Here is a 16,146-nt window from a genome sequence, read left to right on the forward strand (position 1 = left end):
CTGCGATACTGTGTTCCATATTTTGTGAGTACTTATGTTTAACTCAGAACGCAAAGCGACGGTTATTCTGGTTGCGACAACGATGATCGCGGCACTTGGTTGGATCTTTTCTAAGGAAACAATACAGGGTTTACCACCTTTCGGCTTTATCGGGGCGCGATTTACTATTGCATCGCTCTGTCTGCTGCCGTTGTGCTATCGACCTTTGTTGAAAGCGAATTTGAGAGATGTGCTTTCTGCTGGTGGTGTCGGGCTACTGTTAGGTAGTGCCGTTATGACATGGATTTACGCCATCTCCATCAGCGACACGCTCGGGGAAGGCGCATTTATCATGAGTCTCTCCATGCTATTTGTGCCGATTGTTGCGTGGGTTATGTTTCGTCAACGACCACAACGAATTTTCTGGCTTTCTTTGCCTATCGCGGTATTAGGTCTCGCCTGTCTCTCTTTAGTTGGCGGTTGGAAGCAATCGGCCAGTCAATTTTGGTTTCTTGGGGCGGCACTGGTTCTTGCGCTTCACTTTAATGTGAACAGTAAATATTCTCAAAAATTGCCTGTGTTGCTGCTTACTTGCGTGCAGCTTTTTTCTGCTGGTTGTTTAGGTTTGTTGGTTTCTTTCTTTATGGAGTCTTTTCCGGCAGAGGTTGACTCTTCCATTTGGTGGTGGTTCGCGTTGAGCACTTTGCTAGCGACGAGCTTGCGTTACGTAATGCAAACCATGGGGCAAAAATTTGTTCAGGCAGGTAATGCTGCCTTGATCATGATATTAGAGCCAGTTTGGACCGTCATTCTAAGCGTGCTGTGGTATGGCGAAGTGCTAACGGCAAATAAGCTAGTTGGCTGTGTGCTTATCTTATTTTCTCTTATTATTTATCGTACTGGCGGTCGATTTCGTTTGTCTATCCCTAGGTAGCTTCAAGAAATGTGGGTAGGGAACAATTTAGGAGTGAAGCATGGCCAATACTGAGCATCAGGAATCACTAGACTTTTTAGATATTTTAAGTGTCTGTTTATACCGTTTAGGAATTAGCGTATTTGCCTTTGGACTTATCACGATGACGATATCGGGTTTGCACCTTATTGAAGGTTCGGAATTTTATGATCGAAATGTGTTGCTGATCATCGCTATTGCAGGTGTATTAACTGCAGCCAATATCCATGTCTACAGTAAAACTGTGCGTACTGTCATCAACTGGTCAACTTGGGTGGGACTGCTCTTCATGGTGAGCGATCCAGACTTATCCCGCGTGTGGCTTTCTCTTGGTTTTGTCTTTGTCACTTTTTCCGGTGTGGCGCTGAAAGAGTCCTTTTGTTTTAAAGTTCCAGGCTTGAAAGCGGTGCCAGTGCTACTTGCCATCGCAACCTTTGCGTTTTGTTTCGAAATACTGACGGTAGCGACTATTGCGACAGGGTTGTCTGGCTTAATTATGGGTTTCCTGTCTATATCAAAGTGGCGGATGCCACTTCATTTTGATATTGGTATTAAAGCAAACTACGAGGTTTAATAAACGTCTTACGTTAGAGATGTCATACGGTTACGCAAAGCTAGCGATACTTTTGACGTGGGTTCTCGATTAAGCTCTTCGCTGATCATCCAGCCAGCTTTTGCTAACAGCTCCAAGTCGATCCCCGTTTCGATCCCTAATCCTTGGCATAAATACAGTACATCCTCCGTCGCGACATTCCCCGAGGCCCCATGAGCGTATGGGCATCCACCCAGCCCAGCGACACTGCTGTCGATGGTATTGATGCCCATACTCAAGGCTTGATGAATGTTGGCGAGCGCTTGTCCCCATGTATCGTGGAAATGGACAGCAAGCTGGGGGAGAGGTGTAACCAACATGACGGCTTCCAGCATGGCTGCAATTCGATTTGGCGTGCCTGTGCCGATGGTGTCACCTAGAGACACCTCATAGCACCCTAAATCGATGAGCGATTTGGTCACGCTCGCCACCTGTTTAGGGGCTGTTGGACCGTCGTAAGGGCAATCGGCAACGCAGGATAGATAACCTCGAACAGGGATGCCGTGTTTGGTGGCTAATCGCATTACAGGCTCGAAGCGAGTTAAACTTTCTGCAATCGAGCAATTGATATTGTGTTGGCAGAATCCTTCTGATGATGAAGTGAAAATTGCGACCTGATTGACACCAGCCTCCAAGGCTTGTTCGAAGCCTTTTAGGTTTGGTGTCAGGGCAGAATAAGTAACATGATTTCGCCTTGTTATTGCTTTCATGACCTCTGTTGAGTCCGCCATTTGTGGCACCCATTTGGGCGAAACAAAAGAGCCCGCCTCAATATGCATTAGCCCAGTATCAGAGAGTAAGTTGATCAACCGGATTTTAGTCTGGGTCGCAACAGGAGATTCATTTTGCAACCCATCTCGTGGACCTACTTCGACAATATTTACTTTGGAAGGCAGCATTACTTGTCCTGTGATTTGGTTACCCAACTTGGGCTTCGTTTTTCAAGAAACGCTTGCAAGCCATCTTGGCCTTGTGGCGATACCCTAATGTCCGCAATGAGCTTGCTGGTATAGTGAATCAGTTGTTGATCGATGGGGTTTTGATGACATTGGTGACAGAGCGTTTTCGCTTTACGCATCGCATCTGGGCTATTAAGTAGTAACGTCTTGATCACGCTATCGACCGCACTTTCAAGTTGTTTGGCTTCTTTCACTTCATGCACAATACCAAACCGTTCGGCATCCTCGGCTGAAATGACTTCACCACTTAAGATATAGCGTCTAGCTTGTCGATTCCCCATCGCGCGCATGACGTAAGGCGCAATGGTTGCCGGAACTAAACCAAGCTTAACTTCACTTAAGCAAAAGTTAGCACATTGGCTCGCGATGGCGATATCACTGCAACAAATCAATCCCAGCGCGCCGCCGTAAGCGGAGCCTTGTACAACCGCGATGGTGGGTTGAGGGAACGAATCTAGTGTTTCCATGAGTCTTGCCAAGTTTTGGGCATCAACGAAATTATCTTGCCTCGTGCTGTCGGCCATCGACTGCATCCAATTCAGGTCGGCCCCGGATGAAAAGTGCTTGCCGTTACTTTTTAATACCAAGCATCGCACATCCGTTCGTAAAGCGAGATAATCTAGGCGGTGGATCAGCAAGTCGATCGTACAAGCGTCAAAAGCATTGTGCTTGGCTGTTCTGTTTAGAGTGATGGTTGCTACGCCATTGTCATCGACATGCCAAAGAACATCATCTTGCCTTTGGGCGTTGGGAATAATGCTTGGTTGCATTTCCTGCATACTAACTTCCTTAATTCATCTTTGGATATTTACATTCTGAAGACGCCAAACTCGCTATCAGGAATGGGAGCATTTAATGCTGCCGTTAGCGCCTGACTCAACACCTGACGCGTTTGTTTGGGGTCAATAATTCCATCATCCCATAGCCGAGCGCTCGCAAAATAGGGATGTCCTTGTGTTTCATACAAGTCTATGATCGATTCTCTAAAAGTGTGTTCTTCTTGCTCTGACCACGCTTCTCCCTGGCGTTCCTTCGCGTCTTTTCGAACTTGTGTTAAGACGCCTGCCGCTTGTTCTCCGCCCATCACAGAAATACGCGCGTTCGGCCACATCCACATCATGGTTGGATCATAAGCTCGGCCGCACATGCCATAATTGCCAGCGCCGTACGACCCACCGATGATCACGGTAAACTTCGGTACATCAGCACAAGCGACGGCCATCACCAGCTTGGCGCCATGTTTTGCGATGCCTTCTTCTTCCACCTTTTTCCCGACCATAAATCCGGTAATGTTTTGGAGAAAGAGAAGCGGTGTTTTCCGTTTGGCGCAAAGTTCAATAAAGTGTGCGCCTTTTTGTGCCGATTCAGAAAACAAGATGCCGTTGTTTGCCACAATGCCGATCAAGTGTCCGTGAACGCGAGCGAAGCCACACACTAACGTTCTGCCGTACAAGGCTTTGAATTCGTCAAAATCAGAATCATCGACGATGCGGGCAATGATTTCTCGAACGTCGAATGATAGTCGTAAGTTGGCATTCACGATTCCGTAGATTTCTTCTGCATCGTAGCGGGGAGGTAGCACGGTGTTTTCCGACTTAATCGGTTTCGCTCTATTGGCATTGGCAATGGCTTCTCGGGCAAGCATTAGGGCATGCTCATCATTTTCAGCGTAATAATCAGCAACACCAGATTTACGACAATGCACGTCTGCACCGCCGAGCTCTTCACCCGTCACGACTTCGCCAGTGGCCGCTTTAACTAGAGGCGGTCCCGCCAAAAATATGGTGCCTTGCTCTTTGACCATAATGGACACATCCGCCATGGCAGGAACATATGCGCCCCCAGCAGTGCAAAGCCCCATCACAACAGCAACCTGAGGGATGCCTTTTGCTGACATCCTCGCTTGGTTAAAGAAAATGCGACCAAAGTGTTCTTTGTCGGGGAAGACGTCGGACTGATGAGGGAGATTTGCGCCACCGGAGTCCACCAAGTATACGCAGGGGAGTTGGCAACGTTGGGCTATCTCTTGCGCTCTAAGGTGTTTTTTTACCGTGAGTGGGTAGTAGGTTCCGCCTTTTACCGAAGCATCGTTGGCGATGACCATACATTGAATCCCCGCTATGAAACCAATGCCGGCGATAACGCCAGCGCAGGGGATGGATTCGTCATACATTTGCCAGGCGGCAAACTGGCTGATTTCAAGAAAGTCAGTGTTGTCATCAAGCAAGCGCGCGATGCGTTCTCGGGCGGGGAGTTTTCCTTTTTGCCTCTGGTGCTGAATGGCTTTTTCACCGCCTCCCTGTTTGATGGTCTCGATGTGTTGATTCAGTTGAGTGACCAACGTTTCCATCGCCGCTTTATTGGAAAGAAATAACTCGTCAGTTGGCTTAGTTTTACTTTTGATAATGGCCATAATGACTTCCTTGTCGTATGTTCCTTTAGCGAGATTCTTCGAACAGTTCTCGGCCTATTAACATGCGGCGAATCTCTGAGGTACCCGCGCCGATTTCATAAAGCTTTGCATCACGTAGCAAACGACCAGCAGGGTATTCATTGATGTAGCCATTCCCACCGAGCAATTGGATTGCATCGAGTGCCATTTGTGTGGCGAGTTCTGCACTGTACAGAATCGCTCCTGCGGCATCTTTGCGTGTTGCGTTACCTCGATCACAAGCCGCTGCGACGGTATATACATACGCTTTTGCTGCACTCATTCGAGAGTACATATCGGCGATCTTGCCCTGAACTAACTGAAACTCGCCAATGGACTTTCCAAACTGCTCTCGTTCATGTACGTACGGGACCACAATGTCCATGCAAGCTTGCATTATCCCGAGTGGTCCGGCAGCGAGGACGACGCGCTCGTAATCTAGTCCACTCATTAACACCTCGACGCCTTGATTCAGCTCGCCAAGAATATTCTCTTTCGGCACTACGCAATTGTTAAATACAAGTTCGCAAGTGTTCGAGCCTCTCATACCTAGTTTGTCCAGCTTTTGAGCATGGCTGAAACCTTCGACGTTGCGTTCAACAATGAATGCGGTAATACCTCGTGAACCTGCATTGACATCCGTTTTAGCGTAAAGCACCACTATGTCAGCGTCGGGACCGTTGGTGATCCACATTTTGTTGCCATTCAGTACAAAATGGTCGCCCTTGTTCTCCGCTTTCAGTTGCATGCTTATCACGTCTGAACCGGCATTGGGCTCACTCATAGCTAGGGCGCCAACGTGCGTACCATCGATGAGTTTGGGAAGGTATTTCTTGCGTTGAGAAGGCGTGCCATTGCGAAAAATCTGATTGACGCACAGATTGGAATGAGCGCCGTAGCTTAAAGCGACGGAGGCAGAGGCTCGGCTGATCTCTTCCATCGCCACAACGTGAGCAAGGTATCCCATGCCTGCACCACCAAATTCTTCATCGACGGTGACACCAAGCAACCCCATATCTCCAAACAAAGGCCACAAATGCTTCGGAAACTGGTTATCGCGGTCTATATCTGCGGCGATGGGAGCAATATGTTCCGTAGCAAAGGCATTAACGTGGTCTCGGAGCATATCGATGGTATCACCAAGTCCGAAATTGAGTGGGGCGTAGGTGCTTTTCATAACGTCTCCCGATATCAGAGGTAAGGTGGAAAAGCCGATTGCAGTGTCGCTATTTGAGTATAGCGGTTATGTCTCTTTGCTTTTGAGTGTTTGAATACAGCGTTCTTTAGCGGCATTCAACTCTGCCATTACGACGCTGATGTCATTGAGTTGCTGTTGTAGGACGGCTTGTTTCTCTTCAATGATATTGAGCATTTTCAATAACTGTCCTTCGGTTTGTTGCATGTCATAGAGCTCGAAAAGTTCACGAATTTCTGCCAGTGAAAAACCGAGCCGTTTCCCTCTTAAAATCAGTTTGAGACGAATTTTATCTCTGCGTTGATAAACGCGCATGTTGCCTTTTCGCTCTGGTTCAATCAGACCTACGTCCTCATAAAACCGGATACTGCGAGTGGTAATATCAAACTCCTTGGCGAGGTCACTGATCTTGTATTTTTCCATAACATACTTACCTCGAATAAAAATCCAGTTTCTGGAAATCGAACCTTCAACGGAAAGGCCGAACGCAAATTTTGAAAGATAAACGCCTACTTGGTGTGTTTTTTCATCTCATTGTAAAGGCTAGTGCTATGCTTACGTAAACGTCAAGAAATCGCAGTATGAAAGTTTGTCAGTGAGAAAGGGCGACAAAGACTGGCTTAGCACTTGGTAAGCAATGTCATGCAAGGGCGTTATCAGTCAGTCTAGTGTTCACATATACCTCAAGGGAATGCGAATCATGGAAAAAGACATCTGGATTGTCAGCGCGAAGAGAACGCCGATCGGGCGCTTTCAAGGAAAGTTGCAAACTTACTCCGCTCCCCAATTAGGTGCACAAGCGATAAAAGCTGCGATGCATGAAGTGAATGTGACATCTGTAGATGAAGTTTTCATGGGATGTGTGCTCCCTGCGGGTTGTGGGCAAGCCCCGGCGAGACAAGCGGCAATTGGTGCGGATTTACCCATGAGTGTAGGGTGCACGACTATCAATAAAGTGTGTGGCTCGGGCATGAAGAGCGTCATGTTGGCGCACGATCTTATCAAAGCTGGAATGATTCGAACGGCCATTGCTGGTGGTATGGAGAGTATGACCAATGCGCCGTATTTATTGAAAGAGGCGAGAAAGGGAATGCGCATGGGCCACCAGTCGACGTATGACCATATGTTTCTCGATGGATTGCAAGATGCGTACGAAGGGCACTTAATGGGTGTTTATGCTCAGCACGTCGCAGACAGGCTTAAGTTTACCAGAGAGCACATGGACGAATGGGCAGTGATGTCGGCAAAACGTGCGTTGGAAGCTCAAGAGCGAGGCTTATTTGCAGACGAGCTCTCACCGATTGAATTCAACACCAAGTCTGAACAAGGAACGCTGGATTACGATGAGCACCCGCGCTCGATTGATCTGGATAAAATCCCTCAACTCAAACCTGCATTTGATAAAAAAGGCACGGTGACCGCTGCTAATTCGAGTGCGATTTCCGACGGCGCTGCAGCGCTTGTTCTAATGGATGAAGAGACTGCGCTCCACCAAGGTCTTGAGCCACTCGCCGTTATCAAGTCTCACGCCACACACGCCAGAAAACCTGCTGAATATACTTTGGCTCCTGTTTATGCGATTGAACAGTTGTTGTCCCAGTTGGATTGGTCAATTGACGAAGTGGATCTGTGGGAAATCAATGAAGCCTTTGCTGTCGTGACACAAATCGCGGTAGCAGAACTTGGGCTTGATATGAGCAAAGTCAATATTAAAGGCGGAGCGTGTGCACTCGGGCATCCGATAGGCGCAAGTGGCGCACGAATTCTGGTGACATTGATTCATAGTTTGCGTCAGCTACAAGCTTTAGGTACCGACGGTGATCTAGACGCCAAAAAAGTGATGCGAGGCGTTGCGTCACTTTGTATCGGTGGTGGAGAGGCAACGGCGATAGGCATTGAAATACCGCTTTAATTGAAATCAGAAAGGAGTAAATGATGACTCGTTTAGTTCCCTTGTTTATTGGTGGAGAGTTTCGTGAATCTCAAACTTCGGATTGGATCGAGGTGACCAATCCTGCCACTAATGATGTCATTGCGTACGTTCCCTGCTCAACGGATCACGAGATGGAAGCCGCCATTGATAATGCGAAAGAGACATTCCAATCCTGGAAGGAAGTGGCAGTATCCGAGCGTGCTAGAGTCATGCTTCGTTATCAGCACCTTCTCAAAGAACATCATGACGAGCTTGCCACACTGCTTTCTCATGAAACGGGTAAGATTTTAGTGGATGCTAAAGGCGATGTGTGGCGAGGCATAGAGGTTGTTGAGCAGGCTGCAAACATTGCCAGCAATATGATGGGCGAAACCGTCGAAAACGTTGCCACGGATATTGATAGTTACTCAATGATTCAGCCCCTAGGTGTGTGTTGCGGCATTACGCCGTTTAACTTTCCTGCCATGATTCCGTTGTGGATGTTCCCAATCGCTATCGCTGCGGGCAATACGTTTGTGCTTAAACCCTCCGAACAAGTGCCGTTGACCTCTATTCGTTTAGCCGAACTATTTGAGCAAGCTGGCGCGCCGAAAGGAGTGTTGCAAATCGTTCACGGTTGCAAAGACCAAGTCGACTTTCTGCTGGCTCATCCTGACATTCGAGCGGTGTCATTTGTTGGCTCGGTTCCTGTTGCCCGTTATATCTACACCACGGGTACGAAACACTTTAAACGCGTTCAAGCTTTTGCTGGTGCTAAAAATCACATGGTGATCATGCCTGATGCGAACAAAGAACAAGTGGTGAATAACCTAGTGGGGTCCTCCGTTGGGGCGGCGGGGCAGCGTTGTATGGCGATTTCTGTTGCGGTATTTGTCGGCGATTCAAAACAATGGATTACAGACCTCAAACAGGCAATGGCGAAAGTACACCCAGGGCCTTGGGACGATGAGCAAGCTGCTTATGGTCCTCTCATCAGTGAGCAAGCTAAACAACGCGTATTGGACTTAATTGAAGATGGCAAACAACAAGGCGCAGTGTGTGAACTGGATGGCAGTCAGTGTGAAGTGGAAGGCTTTCCCGATGGAAACTGGATTGGCCCAACCTTGTTTAGCGGTGTAACAGCGAATATGTCGATTTACACGCAAGAGATATTTGGCCCCGTTTTAGTTTGTATGGAAGTCGAAACGTTGCAAGAGGCCATTGAGTTGGTGAATCGTAACCCTTACGGGAACGGCACTTCCATTTTTACGGCTAATGGCGCTGCTGCAAGAAAATATCAGCATGACATTCAAGTCGGTCAGGTCGGGATCAATGTGCCTATTCCGGTACCTTTGCCATTTTTCTCTTTTACAGGCTGGAGAGGCAGTTTCTATGGCGATTTGCATGCGTATGGTAAACAAGCGGTACGTTTTTATACCGAGACTAAAACGGTGACGGCACGTTGGTTTGATGACGATATTCCAACGGGGCCTAATTTGACCATCCAACTGCGCTGAGTGAATAGAAGGAGCTTTTATGGACTTTGAACTTAATGAAGATCAACGTGCATTTGCCGATACCGCTCAGCAATTTGCCGATGAGCGTTTAGCACCGATGGCGGCGGAGTGGGATGAAAAACAGATCTTCCCCAAAGACGTATTGAGAGAGGCGGGAGAACTGGGGTTTCTCAGTCTCTACACTCCAGAAGCGCAAGGTGGCCTAGGGCTGAGTCGCTTGGATGCTTCAATTATCTTTGAACAACTGGCCATGGGATGTACGTCCACTACGGCGTTTATGACGATTCACAACATGGTCAGTTGGATGATAGCCAGTTTTGCTACCGATGAAGCCAAAACGCAGTTCTGCCCGAAGTTAGTTACGGGGGAATGGTTAGGCTCCTATTGCTTAACCGAGCCCAACGCAGGATCAGACGCCGCTGCACTGACCACTTCCGCTACAAAAAAGGGAGATAAGTATGTCCTCAACGGTGGCAAAACCTTTATCTCTGGCGCAGGAGAGACAGATGTTTTGGTCGTGATGGCGAGAACTGGAGAAGCGGGTGCCAAAGGCGTGTCTGCATTTGTTGTTCCAGCTCAAACAGATGGTATCAGCTATGGGCGCAAAGAACCCAAAATGGGTTGGAACAGCCAACCAACACGAGCGGTTACTTTTGAAAATGTCGTTATTCCAGCTAGCCATCTACTGGGCGAAGAAGGGCACGGTTTTGTCTTTGCGATGAAAGGGCTTGATGGAGGGCGTATAAACATTGCGACCTGCTCCGTCGGTACGGCTCAACAGGCCCTTAATCAGGCGACACGGTACATTCAAGAACGTAAGCAGTTCGGCAAGCCGCTTGCGCAGTTTCAAGCCTTACAATTCAAATTGGCAGACATGGCGACAGAGCTAGTGGCTGCGCGGCAGTTGGTGCGCTATGCCGCCAGTAAGCTCGACCGAAATGACCCAGATGCCACTGCTTATTGCGCGATGGCAAAACGGTTCGCAACCGATGTGGGCTTTCATGTTTGCGACCAAGCGCTGCAGCTTTATGGCGGCTATGGTTATATCAAAGAGTATCCAATGGAACGTCATTTCAGAGATGTGCGTGTGCATCAAATTCTGGAGGGAACGAACGAAATTATGCGTTTAATCATCGCGCGCCGTTTGCTCTCTGAGGAGTCGACCTTGCTGTAGCGAAGTATTGGATTTGTTCATTGAGAAAGGATTCATATATGCCATTAACCCAAGAAGCCATTCAACATACGATCGCTAATCACGTTGCGGTGGTCACGATGAACAACCTGCCAGCCAATACGTGGACAGCAGAGAGCCTCAAGGCACTGAAGTCGCTGATACTCACACTTAACGATGATAAGCAGGTCTACGCACTGGTTTTAACCGGCAGTGGAGAAAAGTTTTTCTCTGCTGGTGCGGATCTCAAGCTATTTTCTGATGGTGACAAAGCGGTTGCGTTAGACATGGCGCGATGCTTTGGTGAAGCGTTTGAAACACTCTCGGAATTCCGTGGTGTTTCCATTGCCGCCATTAATGGTTACGCCATGGGCGGAGGTTTAGAAGTGGCATTAGCTTGTGATATTCGAGTAGTTGAAGAGCAAGCGGTACTTGCTTTACCTGAAGCCAAAGTCGGACTTTTGCCCTGCGCTGGCGGTACCCAAAACCTCACAGCGTTAGTAGGAGAAGGCTGGGCAAAGCGCATCATTTTATGTGGAGAACAAGTTAGCGCTGACAAAGCAAAAGAACTAGGCTTGGCTGAGGAGTTGGTTCCCAAAGGCGAAGCGTTAAGTAAAGCGTTGGAGCTTGCTGAATCTGTTGCGAACCAGTCACCATCTTCTGTCGCCGCATGTAAGGCGCTCATTCAAAATATGCGCTCTGCGCCACTTAAGCACGGCTTAATGAAAGAGCGAGAGTTGTTTCTGAATCTTTTTGATACGGAAGATCAAGTTGAGGGTGTTCGCGCCTTTTTAGAAAAACGCCCACCGCAATGGAAAAACCGATAGGAGGCCACATGGCAGGGATGGTAACCATCAGTGAAATAGAGTGCTTAGATGGCGTGCACCGCATTGGTATCGCAACGTTAGACAACACCGCTTCATTGAATGCATTGACGTATGACATGTTGGTCCAACTCAACGATCAGCTTATCAAGTGGCAAGATGATCCGCATGTGACTTGTGTGGTACTCACTGGCGCTGGAGAAAAAGCATTCTGCGCTGGTGGCGATGTTCGAGCTATGTATCACGTCATGCATAACGAGAGTAAAGAAAAAATCGTAGAGTTCTGTACGGACTATTTCTCGTTGGAGTATGAGTGTGACTATCTTATCCACACTTACAACAAACCTATTATCGGCTGGGGAGAAGGTATTGTCATGGGTGGTGGGATGGGGCTTTTTATGGGAACCAGCCATAAAGTTGTGACAACAACATCACGCCTTGCTATGCCAGAAATCAATATCGGACTGTATCCTGATGTGGGAGGTACGTGGTTTTTAAGCCAGATAGATCCGCAAGTGGGTTTATTCCTCGGATTGACAGGTTCAATGGTGAATTCAAGTGACGCTGTCACTATTGGTTTGGCCGATTGGTTACTGTTGGAAGAGCAGTATCCCACCTTACTGGATGAGCTAAAGCGGCTCCAGTGGGGCAAAGAAGATGCGAAAGAGTTGGTAACTGCGCTACTACAATTAATGGAAGAACAGGTTATTGATAGCAAACCAACCACGCAAATTTGTCCATACTTAGATCAGATAGAGGAAGCGTGCAAAGGCTTTGATCTTAATGCAATAGCACAGCGAATCATGGCTATCGAAGGGAACAGTCAGTGGATAGAAAACGCGAAACAAACGTTCGCCGCGGGCAGTCAAATCACCGCGCATATTTGCTTCAGACAAGTGAAAGAATACCACAGCTTACCGCTTGCAGATTGCTTCCGCTTGGAGCTGAGTTTATCGGTTCGCAGCGCCTTATTAGGTGAGTTTAAAGAGGGCGTCCGTTCTCGGCTTATTGACCGGGATGGCGAACCTAATTGGATGTTTAACAGTGTCAGTGAAGTCGATGAAGATGTCATCGATACCTTGTTTACCTCACTTTGGCTGGATGACGAACATCCGCTTGCTGATTTGGGTGAACAAACACCAGGTCAATAAGGAGAATGATCATGAGTACCATCGCATTTATCGGTTTAGGAAGAATGGGGCATCCGATGGCGCAGAACTTATTAGCGTCTGGGTTTAACGTGCAAGTATTCGATGTCGATAGCGAAGCGGCAAAGCAACTTGCACCTTTTGGTGCGGTGGTGGCGAGCTCTATTGAGGAAGTCGTGGATGGTGCAAGCACAGTCATCACGATGCTACCAGCAGGATCTCACGTTCGTTCCGTGTATCTTGGCGACTTACACGGCGGCGTAGGTGTCCTCAACCTTGTCTCGCCAAGTACCTTGATGATTGATTGTTCAACCATTGATCCGGACTCTGCGCGATTAGTCGCCAATGAAGCGGCAAATAAACGCGTGCTGTTTGTCGACGCGCCCGTTTCGGGTGGTGTTGCCGGCGCTAAAGCGGCGACATTAACCTTTATTGTTGGTGGCTCGGATGAAGCATTTTCTAAAGCCAATGCCATTTTGCAGTACATGGGAAAAAATGTTTTCCATGCCGGTAAAGCGGGCGATGGTCAAATGGCGAAAATCTGTAACAACCTTATGCTCGGCATTTTAATGTCTGGTACGTGCGAGGCGCTAAATCTAGGTATCGATCATGGGCTCGATCCCAAAGTGTTATCAAACATCATGCTGCAAAGCTCCGGCCGAAATTGGGCATTGGAGCTTTACAATCCTTGCCCAGGAGTGATGGACAGTGCACCAGCCAGCAACGATTACCAACCGGGCTTTATGAGCAAACTCATGTTGAAAGATCTCGGTTTGGGGTTAGATGCGGCGTTACAAACACACTCTTCGGTTCCGATGGGCTCACTGGCGCGTAATTTATATTCTTTCCACAACGCGAGCGGCCACGGCGAGCTCGACTTCTCAAGCTTGTTTGAGTTTTACAAGAGTAAGAAGGGCTAGACTGAGTTTTGCTACAAAGCCGTCTGAAATGGTGAAGTGAAACTCATCATTTCGGACCACCGAAACAGGCTTGAAATAGGGAACATTATTAGCGACGGAGTGCAGTAACTATGGATATTAAAAATAGTGTCATTGCCATTACAGGTGCAGGGCAGGGACTTGGGCAAATGATGGCAATTACGCTTGCTCAAGCCGGTGCAGATTTAGCGTTATTAGATGTAAACGCTAGCGGCTTAATGGAAACACAAGAGCAGTGCCGAATGCTGAGCGCAAAAGCGTTGACTTATCAAGTGGATGTAACGAGCGAAATCGATGTTGAAAACACGTTTGAAGCGGTTATCCAAGATTTTGGCCAACTCAATGGGCTAGTCAATAACGCTGGCGTGCTAAGAGATGGGTTACTTGTAAAATCAAAAGACGGCGTGATCAGTAAGATGTCTTTGGATCAATTCAATTTGGTCATGAACGTCAACGTTACGGGGACATTTTTGTGTGGGCGTGAAGCTGCCGTCAAGATGATTGAGAGCGGTTCACAAGGCGTTATCATCAATATTTCTAGTGTCGCGAGAGCAGGGAATATCGGTCAAACCAATTATTCTGCATCTAAAGCGGCGGTCGCAACCATGGCGACAACGTGGGCCCGTGAGTTAGCAAGATACGGTATCCGCGCGGCGGCGATTGCACCAGGTGTGGTACATACCGCGATGGCAGAGCAAATGAAACCAGAAGCCATAGAACGGCTAGAAAAGATGATCCCAATTGGAAGGATGGGTGAAACAAGTGAAATCGCACATGCAGTAAAATACATTCTTGAGAGTGATTACTTTACTGGCAGAGTTTTAGAAGTGGATGGAGGCATTCGTATGTAAAGCCCTAGGGTTAGACCCCACAGACCGGAATGACAAGCTTCTTTCCCTTTCAACATTTCCTATTTTTCCGAGAGCCAGTTCTGGGCAACGTAAGTGTGTTTATTACTCATGTTTGGATTCGCCCTGCGAATGGTTTGCCAAAAGTAAATAATGAGAAGTAAATACCACTCAAATACTAAGTGAAATCATTAATTTGATATTGATCACAATTTTCAACTTTTAATTCCCCCTTCGTACTCAAGCTATCTACGTAAATGCAGTTGATAGTCAGTCTCACCAAAATAAATTTGCAACTGTCTGTTTCAAAAGACATTAACTGTGAAGCACGTGAAATTCGTGTTGAGGTTAATCTCCTATTTTAAGTGTGTGGGTTTCATTAATGGAAGGTTAGTTTCCAGTTGTGGCTAATGAGCTTTAACTTTTTACTCCTCATAATGCGCCAAATGTAACATTGTGTTTCAAAGTGTAACAATAAACTCACACTAACAGTGTGGTTTTGATCTCCACTCAATTCCGTTTTGTTTCGCTCTGATCCCGACGTTACTCATGCTCAACACATAAACATTCTAATGACTATAACAACTGGTTCTTAGCTTGATACCAATCGTAGCAAGTAATTGTTCATTCTAGCTGGTTAAGATGCTTGATAACGGCGCTGAAAAATTTGTAAGTAGAATAACTACTTATCAAAATTTTTGCCTTTTTATCAAACATTTCCCCTGCGCTGTTTCTGAGCTCTTATTTACTGTGATTGGCATTTGTTTTGACACCAGACAACCATCGAGAAAGTTAATGGAAGCCTCAAGATATAAACGCATCTTGTCGAGGGGAAGTTTGGCGTCCGTCATACTTATGCTCTCAGGATGTAATTCAGCTTTACTTGACCCCAAAGGTGCCATTGGTGTGCAGGAAAAAGAGCTAATTATTACTGCTCTTTTGCTGATGTTGATCGTTGTAATCCCTGTGATTCTAATGACGATTTACTTCGCTTACCGATACCGCGCCTCTAACACTGAAGAAGAGTACGCTCCCGAGTGGTCACACTCGACCAAAATCGAAGTGGTGGTATGGACAATTCCAATCATCATCATTGCGATTCTTGCGACGATCACATGGCGTTCGACTCATGAACTAGAGCCCTCCAAACCATTGGAAAGTGATGTTAAACCAATGACCATCGAAGTGGTGTCACTCGATTGGAAATGGTTGTTCATCTATCCAGAAGAAAACATTGCGACGGTGAACTATGTGGCGTTCCCGAAAGATGTGCCAGTACAGTTCAAACTGACTTCGGACAACATCATGAACGCGTTTTTCATCCCTCGTTTAGGTACACAGATCTACGCGATGCCAGGAATGGTAACCAAGCTCAACCTGATCGCGAACCACGAAGGTGACTACAAGGGTTTTGCATCGAACTACAGCGGCGAAGGCTTTTCGCAAATGAAGTTCACAGCTTCAGCAATGTCTGATCGTGCTGCGTTCCTAAATTGGGTGCGGAAAGTGAAGGCGAGCCCTGATCGTATTGAAGATTGGGAGCAATACAGCTCACTGGCAGCGCCAAGTATCGCAGAGCCAGTCACTTTGTTCTCTAGCGTTCCTCCGTTCTTGTTCACCGACGTTGTGACTCAGCATCCTGGTTCAATGAACTGTTTGCCTGAAAACCAAGGATAATCG

General features: G+C 47.3%; 15 protein-coding genes. 10 read left to right on the forward strand and 5 right to left on the reverse strand.

The features are described from left to right. Positions 1 to 34: 34 nt before the first annotated feature. Together MTR11_RS12545 and MTR11_RS12550 are read left to right on the forward strand one after the other, a co-directional pair. Complete coding sequence (locus tag MTR11_RS12545) at positions 35 to 913, forward strand: DMT family transporter (protein WP_048625206.1); 879 nt, start codon at positions 35 to 37, stop codon at positions 911 to 913. Between the two features lie 40 nt (positions 914 to 953). Further along, positions 954 to 1,505: a DUF2301 domain-containing membrane protein gene (locus tag MTR11_RS12550; protein WP_243327742.1), complete on the forward strand. Its 552-nt coding sequence runs from the start codon at positions 954 to 956 to the stop codon at positions 1,503 to 1,505. Positions 1,506 to 1,513: 8 nt separating this feature from the next. Here the strand turns inward: MTR11_RS12550 and MTR11_RS12555 are convergent, their stop codons facing one another. The 5 genes from MTR11_RS12555 to MTR11_RS12575 all read right to left on the reverse strand — a co-directional run bounded on the left by MTR11_RS12555 (position 1,514) and on the right by MTR11_RS12575 (position 6,531). After that, on the reverse strand, positions 1,514 to 2,422 hold the full coding sequence (locus MTR11_RS12555; protein WP_243328114.1) for a hydroxymethylglutaryl-CoA lyase: 909 nt from the start codon (positions 2,420 to 2,422) through the stop codon (positions 1,514 to 1,516). Next, positions 2,422 to 3,261 (reverse strand): enoyl-CoA hydratase-related protein, encoded by an 840-nt coding sequence (locus MTR11_RS12560; RefSeq protein WP_005390997.1) that lies wholly within the window; start codon positions 3,259 to 3,261, stop codon positions 2,422 to 2,424. The genes MTR11_RS12555 and MTR11_RS12560 overlap by 1 nt, the downstream gene beginning before the upstream one ends. Positions 3,262 to 3,290: 29 nt before the next feature. After that, complete coding sequence (locus MTR11_RS12565; protein ID WP_150918002.1) at positions 3,291 to 4,895, reverse strand: carboxyl transferase domain-containing protein; 1,605 nt, start codon at positions 4,893 to 4,895, stop codon at positions 3,291 to 3,293. A 25-nt stretch (positions 4,896 to 4,920) separates the two neighbouring features. Further along, on the reverse strand, positions 4,921 to 6,090 hold the full coding sequence (locus MTR11_RS12570) for an isovaleryl-CoA dehydrogenase (RefSeq protein ID WP_243327744.1): 1,170 nt from the start codon (positions 6,088 to 6,090) through the stop codon (positions 4,921 to 4,923). A 66-nt stretch (positions 6,091 to 6,156) separates the two neighbouring features. Further along, on the reverse strand, positions 6,157 to 6,531 hold the full coding sequence (locus MTR11_RS12575; RefSeq protein WP_012842485.1) for a MerR family transcriptional regulator: 375 nt from the start codon (positions 6,529 to 6,531) through the stop codon (positions 6,157 to 6,159). A gap of 277 nt (positions 6,532 to 6,808) precedes the next feature. Between MTR11_RS12575 and MTR11_RS12580 the strand changes: the two genes are divergently transcribed. The 8 genes from MTR11_RS12580 (at position 6,809) to cyoA (ending at position 16,143) form a co-directional block, all read left to right on the forward strand. Next, the gene (locus MTR11_RS12580; protein ID WP_243327746.1) at positions 6,809 to 8,020 is read left to right on the forward strand and encodes a thiolase family protein; all 1,212 of its coding nucleotides are present in this window, start codon (positions 6,809 to 6,811) and stop codon (positions 8,018 to 8,020) included. 23 nt (positions 8,021 to 8,043) lie between these two features. Beyond that, the gene (locus MTR11_RS12585; RefSeq protein WP_109169067.1) at positions 8,044 to 9,537 is read left to right on the forward strand and encodes a CoA-acylating methylmalonate-semialdehyde dehydrogenase; all 1,494 of its coding nucleotides are present in this window, start codon (positions 8,044 to 8,046) and stop codon (positions 9,535 to 9,537) included. A 19-nt stretch (positions 9,538 to 9,556) separates the two neighbouring features. Next, positions 9,557 to 10,711: an acyl-CoA dehydrogenase family protein gene (locus tag MTR11_RS12590; protein WP_243327748.1), complete on the forward strand. Its 1,155-nt coding sequence runs from the start codon at positions 9,557 to 9,559 to the stop codon at positions 10,709 to 10,711. Between the two features lie 38 nt (positions 10,712 to 10,749). Then, positions 10,750 to 11,535, forward strand: coding sequence for an enoyl-CoA hydratase (locus MTR11_RS12595; RefSeq protein WP_243327749.1), 786 nt, complete (start codon positions 10,750 to 10,752; stop codon positions 11,533 to 11,535). A gap of 8 nt (positions 11,536 to 11,543) precedes the next feature. Further along, a complete protein-coding gene (locus MTR11_RS12600; RefSeq protein ID WP_243327751.1) occupies positions 11,544 to 12,683 on the forward strand; it encodes an enoyl-CoA hydratase/isomerase family protein in 1,140 nt (379 codons plus the stop codon). 11 nt (positions 12,684 to 12,694) lie between these two features. Beyond that, positions 12,695 to 13,600, forward strand: a complete 906-nt coding sequence (gene mmsB, locus MTR11_RS12605; RefSeq protein ID WP_005390978.1) for a 3-hydroxyisobutyrate dehydrogenase — start codon at positions 12,695 to 12,697, stop codon at positions 13,598 to 13,600. A gap of 110 nt (positions 13,601 to 13,710) precedes the next feature. Further along, positions 13,711 to 14,469 (forward strand): SDR family oxidoreductase, encoded by a 759-nt coding sequence (locus MTR11_RS12610; protein ID WP_005390975.1) that lies wholly within the window; start codon positions 13,711 to 13,713, stop codon positions 14,467 to 14,469. 792 nt (positions 14,470 to 15,261) lie between these two features. Continuing rightward, the gene (gene cyoA, locus MTR11_RS12615; RefSeq protein WP_243327753.1) at positions 15,262 to 16,143 is read left to right on the forward strand and encodes a ubiquinol oxidase subunit II; all 882 of its coding nucleotides are present in this window, start codon (positions 15,262 to 15,264) and stop codon (positions 16,141 to 16,143) included. The last annotated feature ends 3 nt before the right edge of the window (positions 16,144 to 16,146 follow it).

The organism is Vibrio sp. CCB-PB317, from assembly GCF_022808245.1.
GTDB classification, from domain to species: domain Bacteria; phylum Pseudomonadota; class Gammaproteobacteria; order Enterobacterales; family Vibrionaceae; genus Vibrio; species Vibrio diabolicus.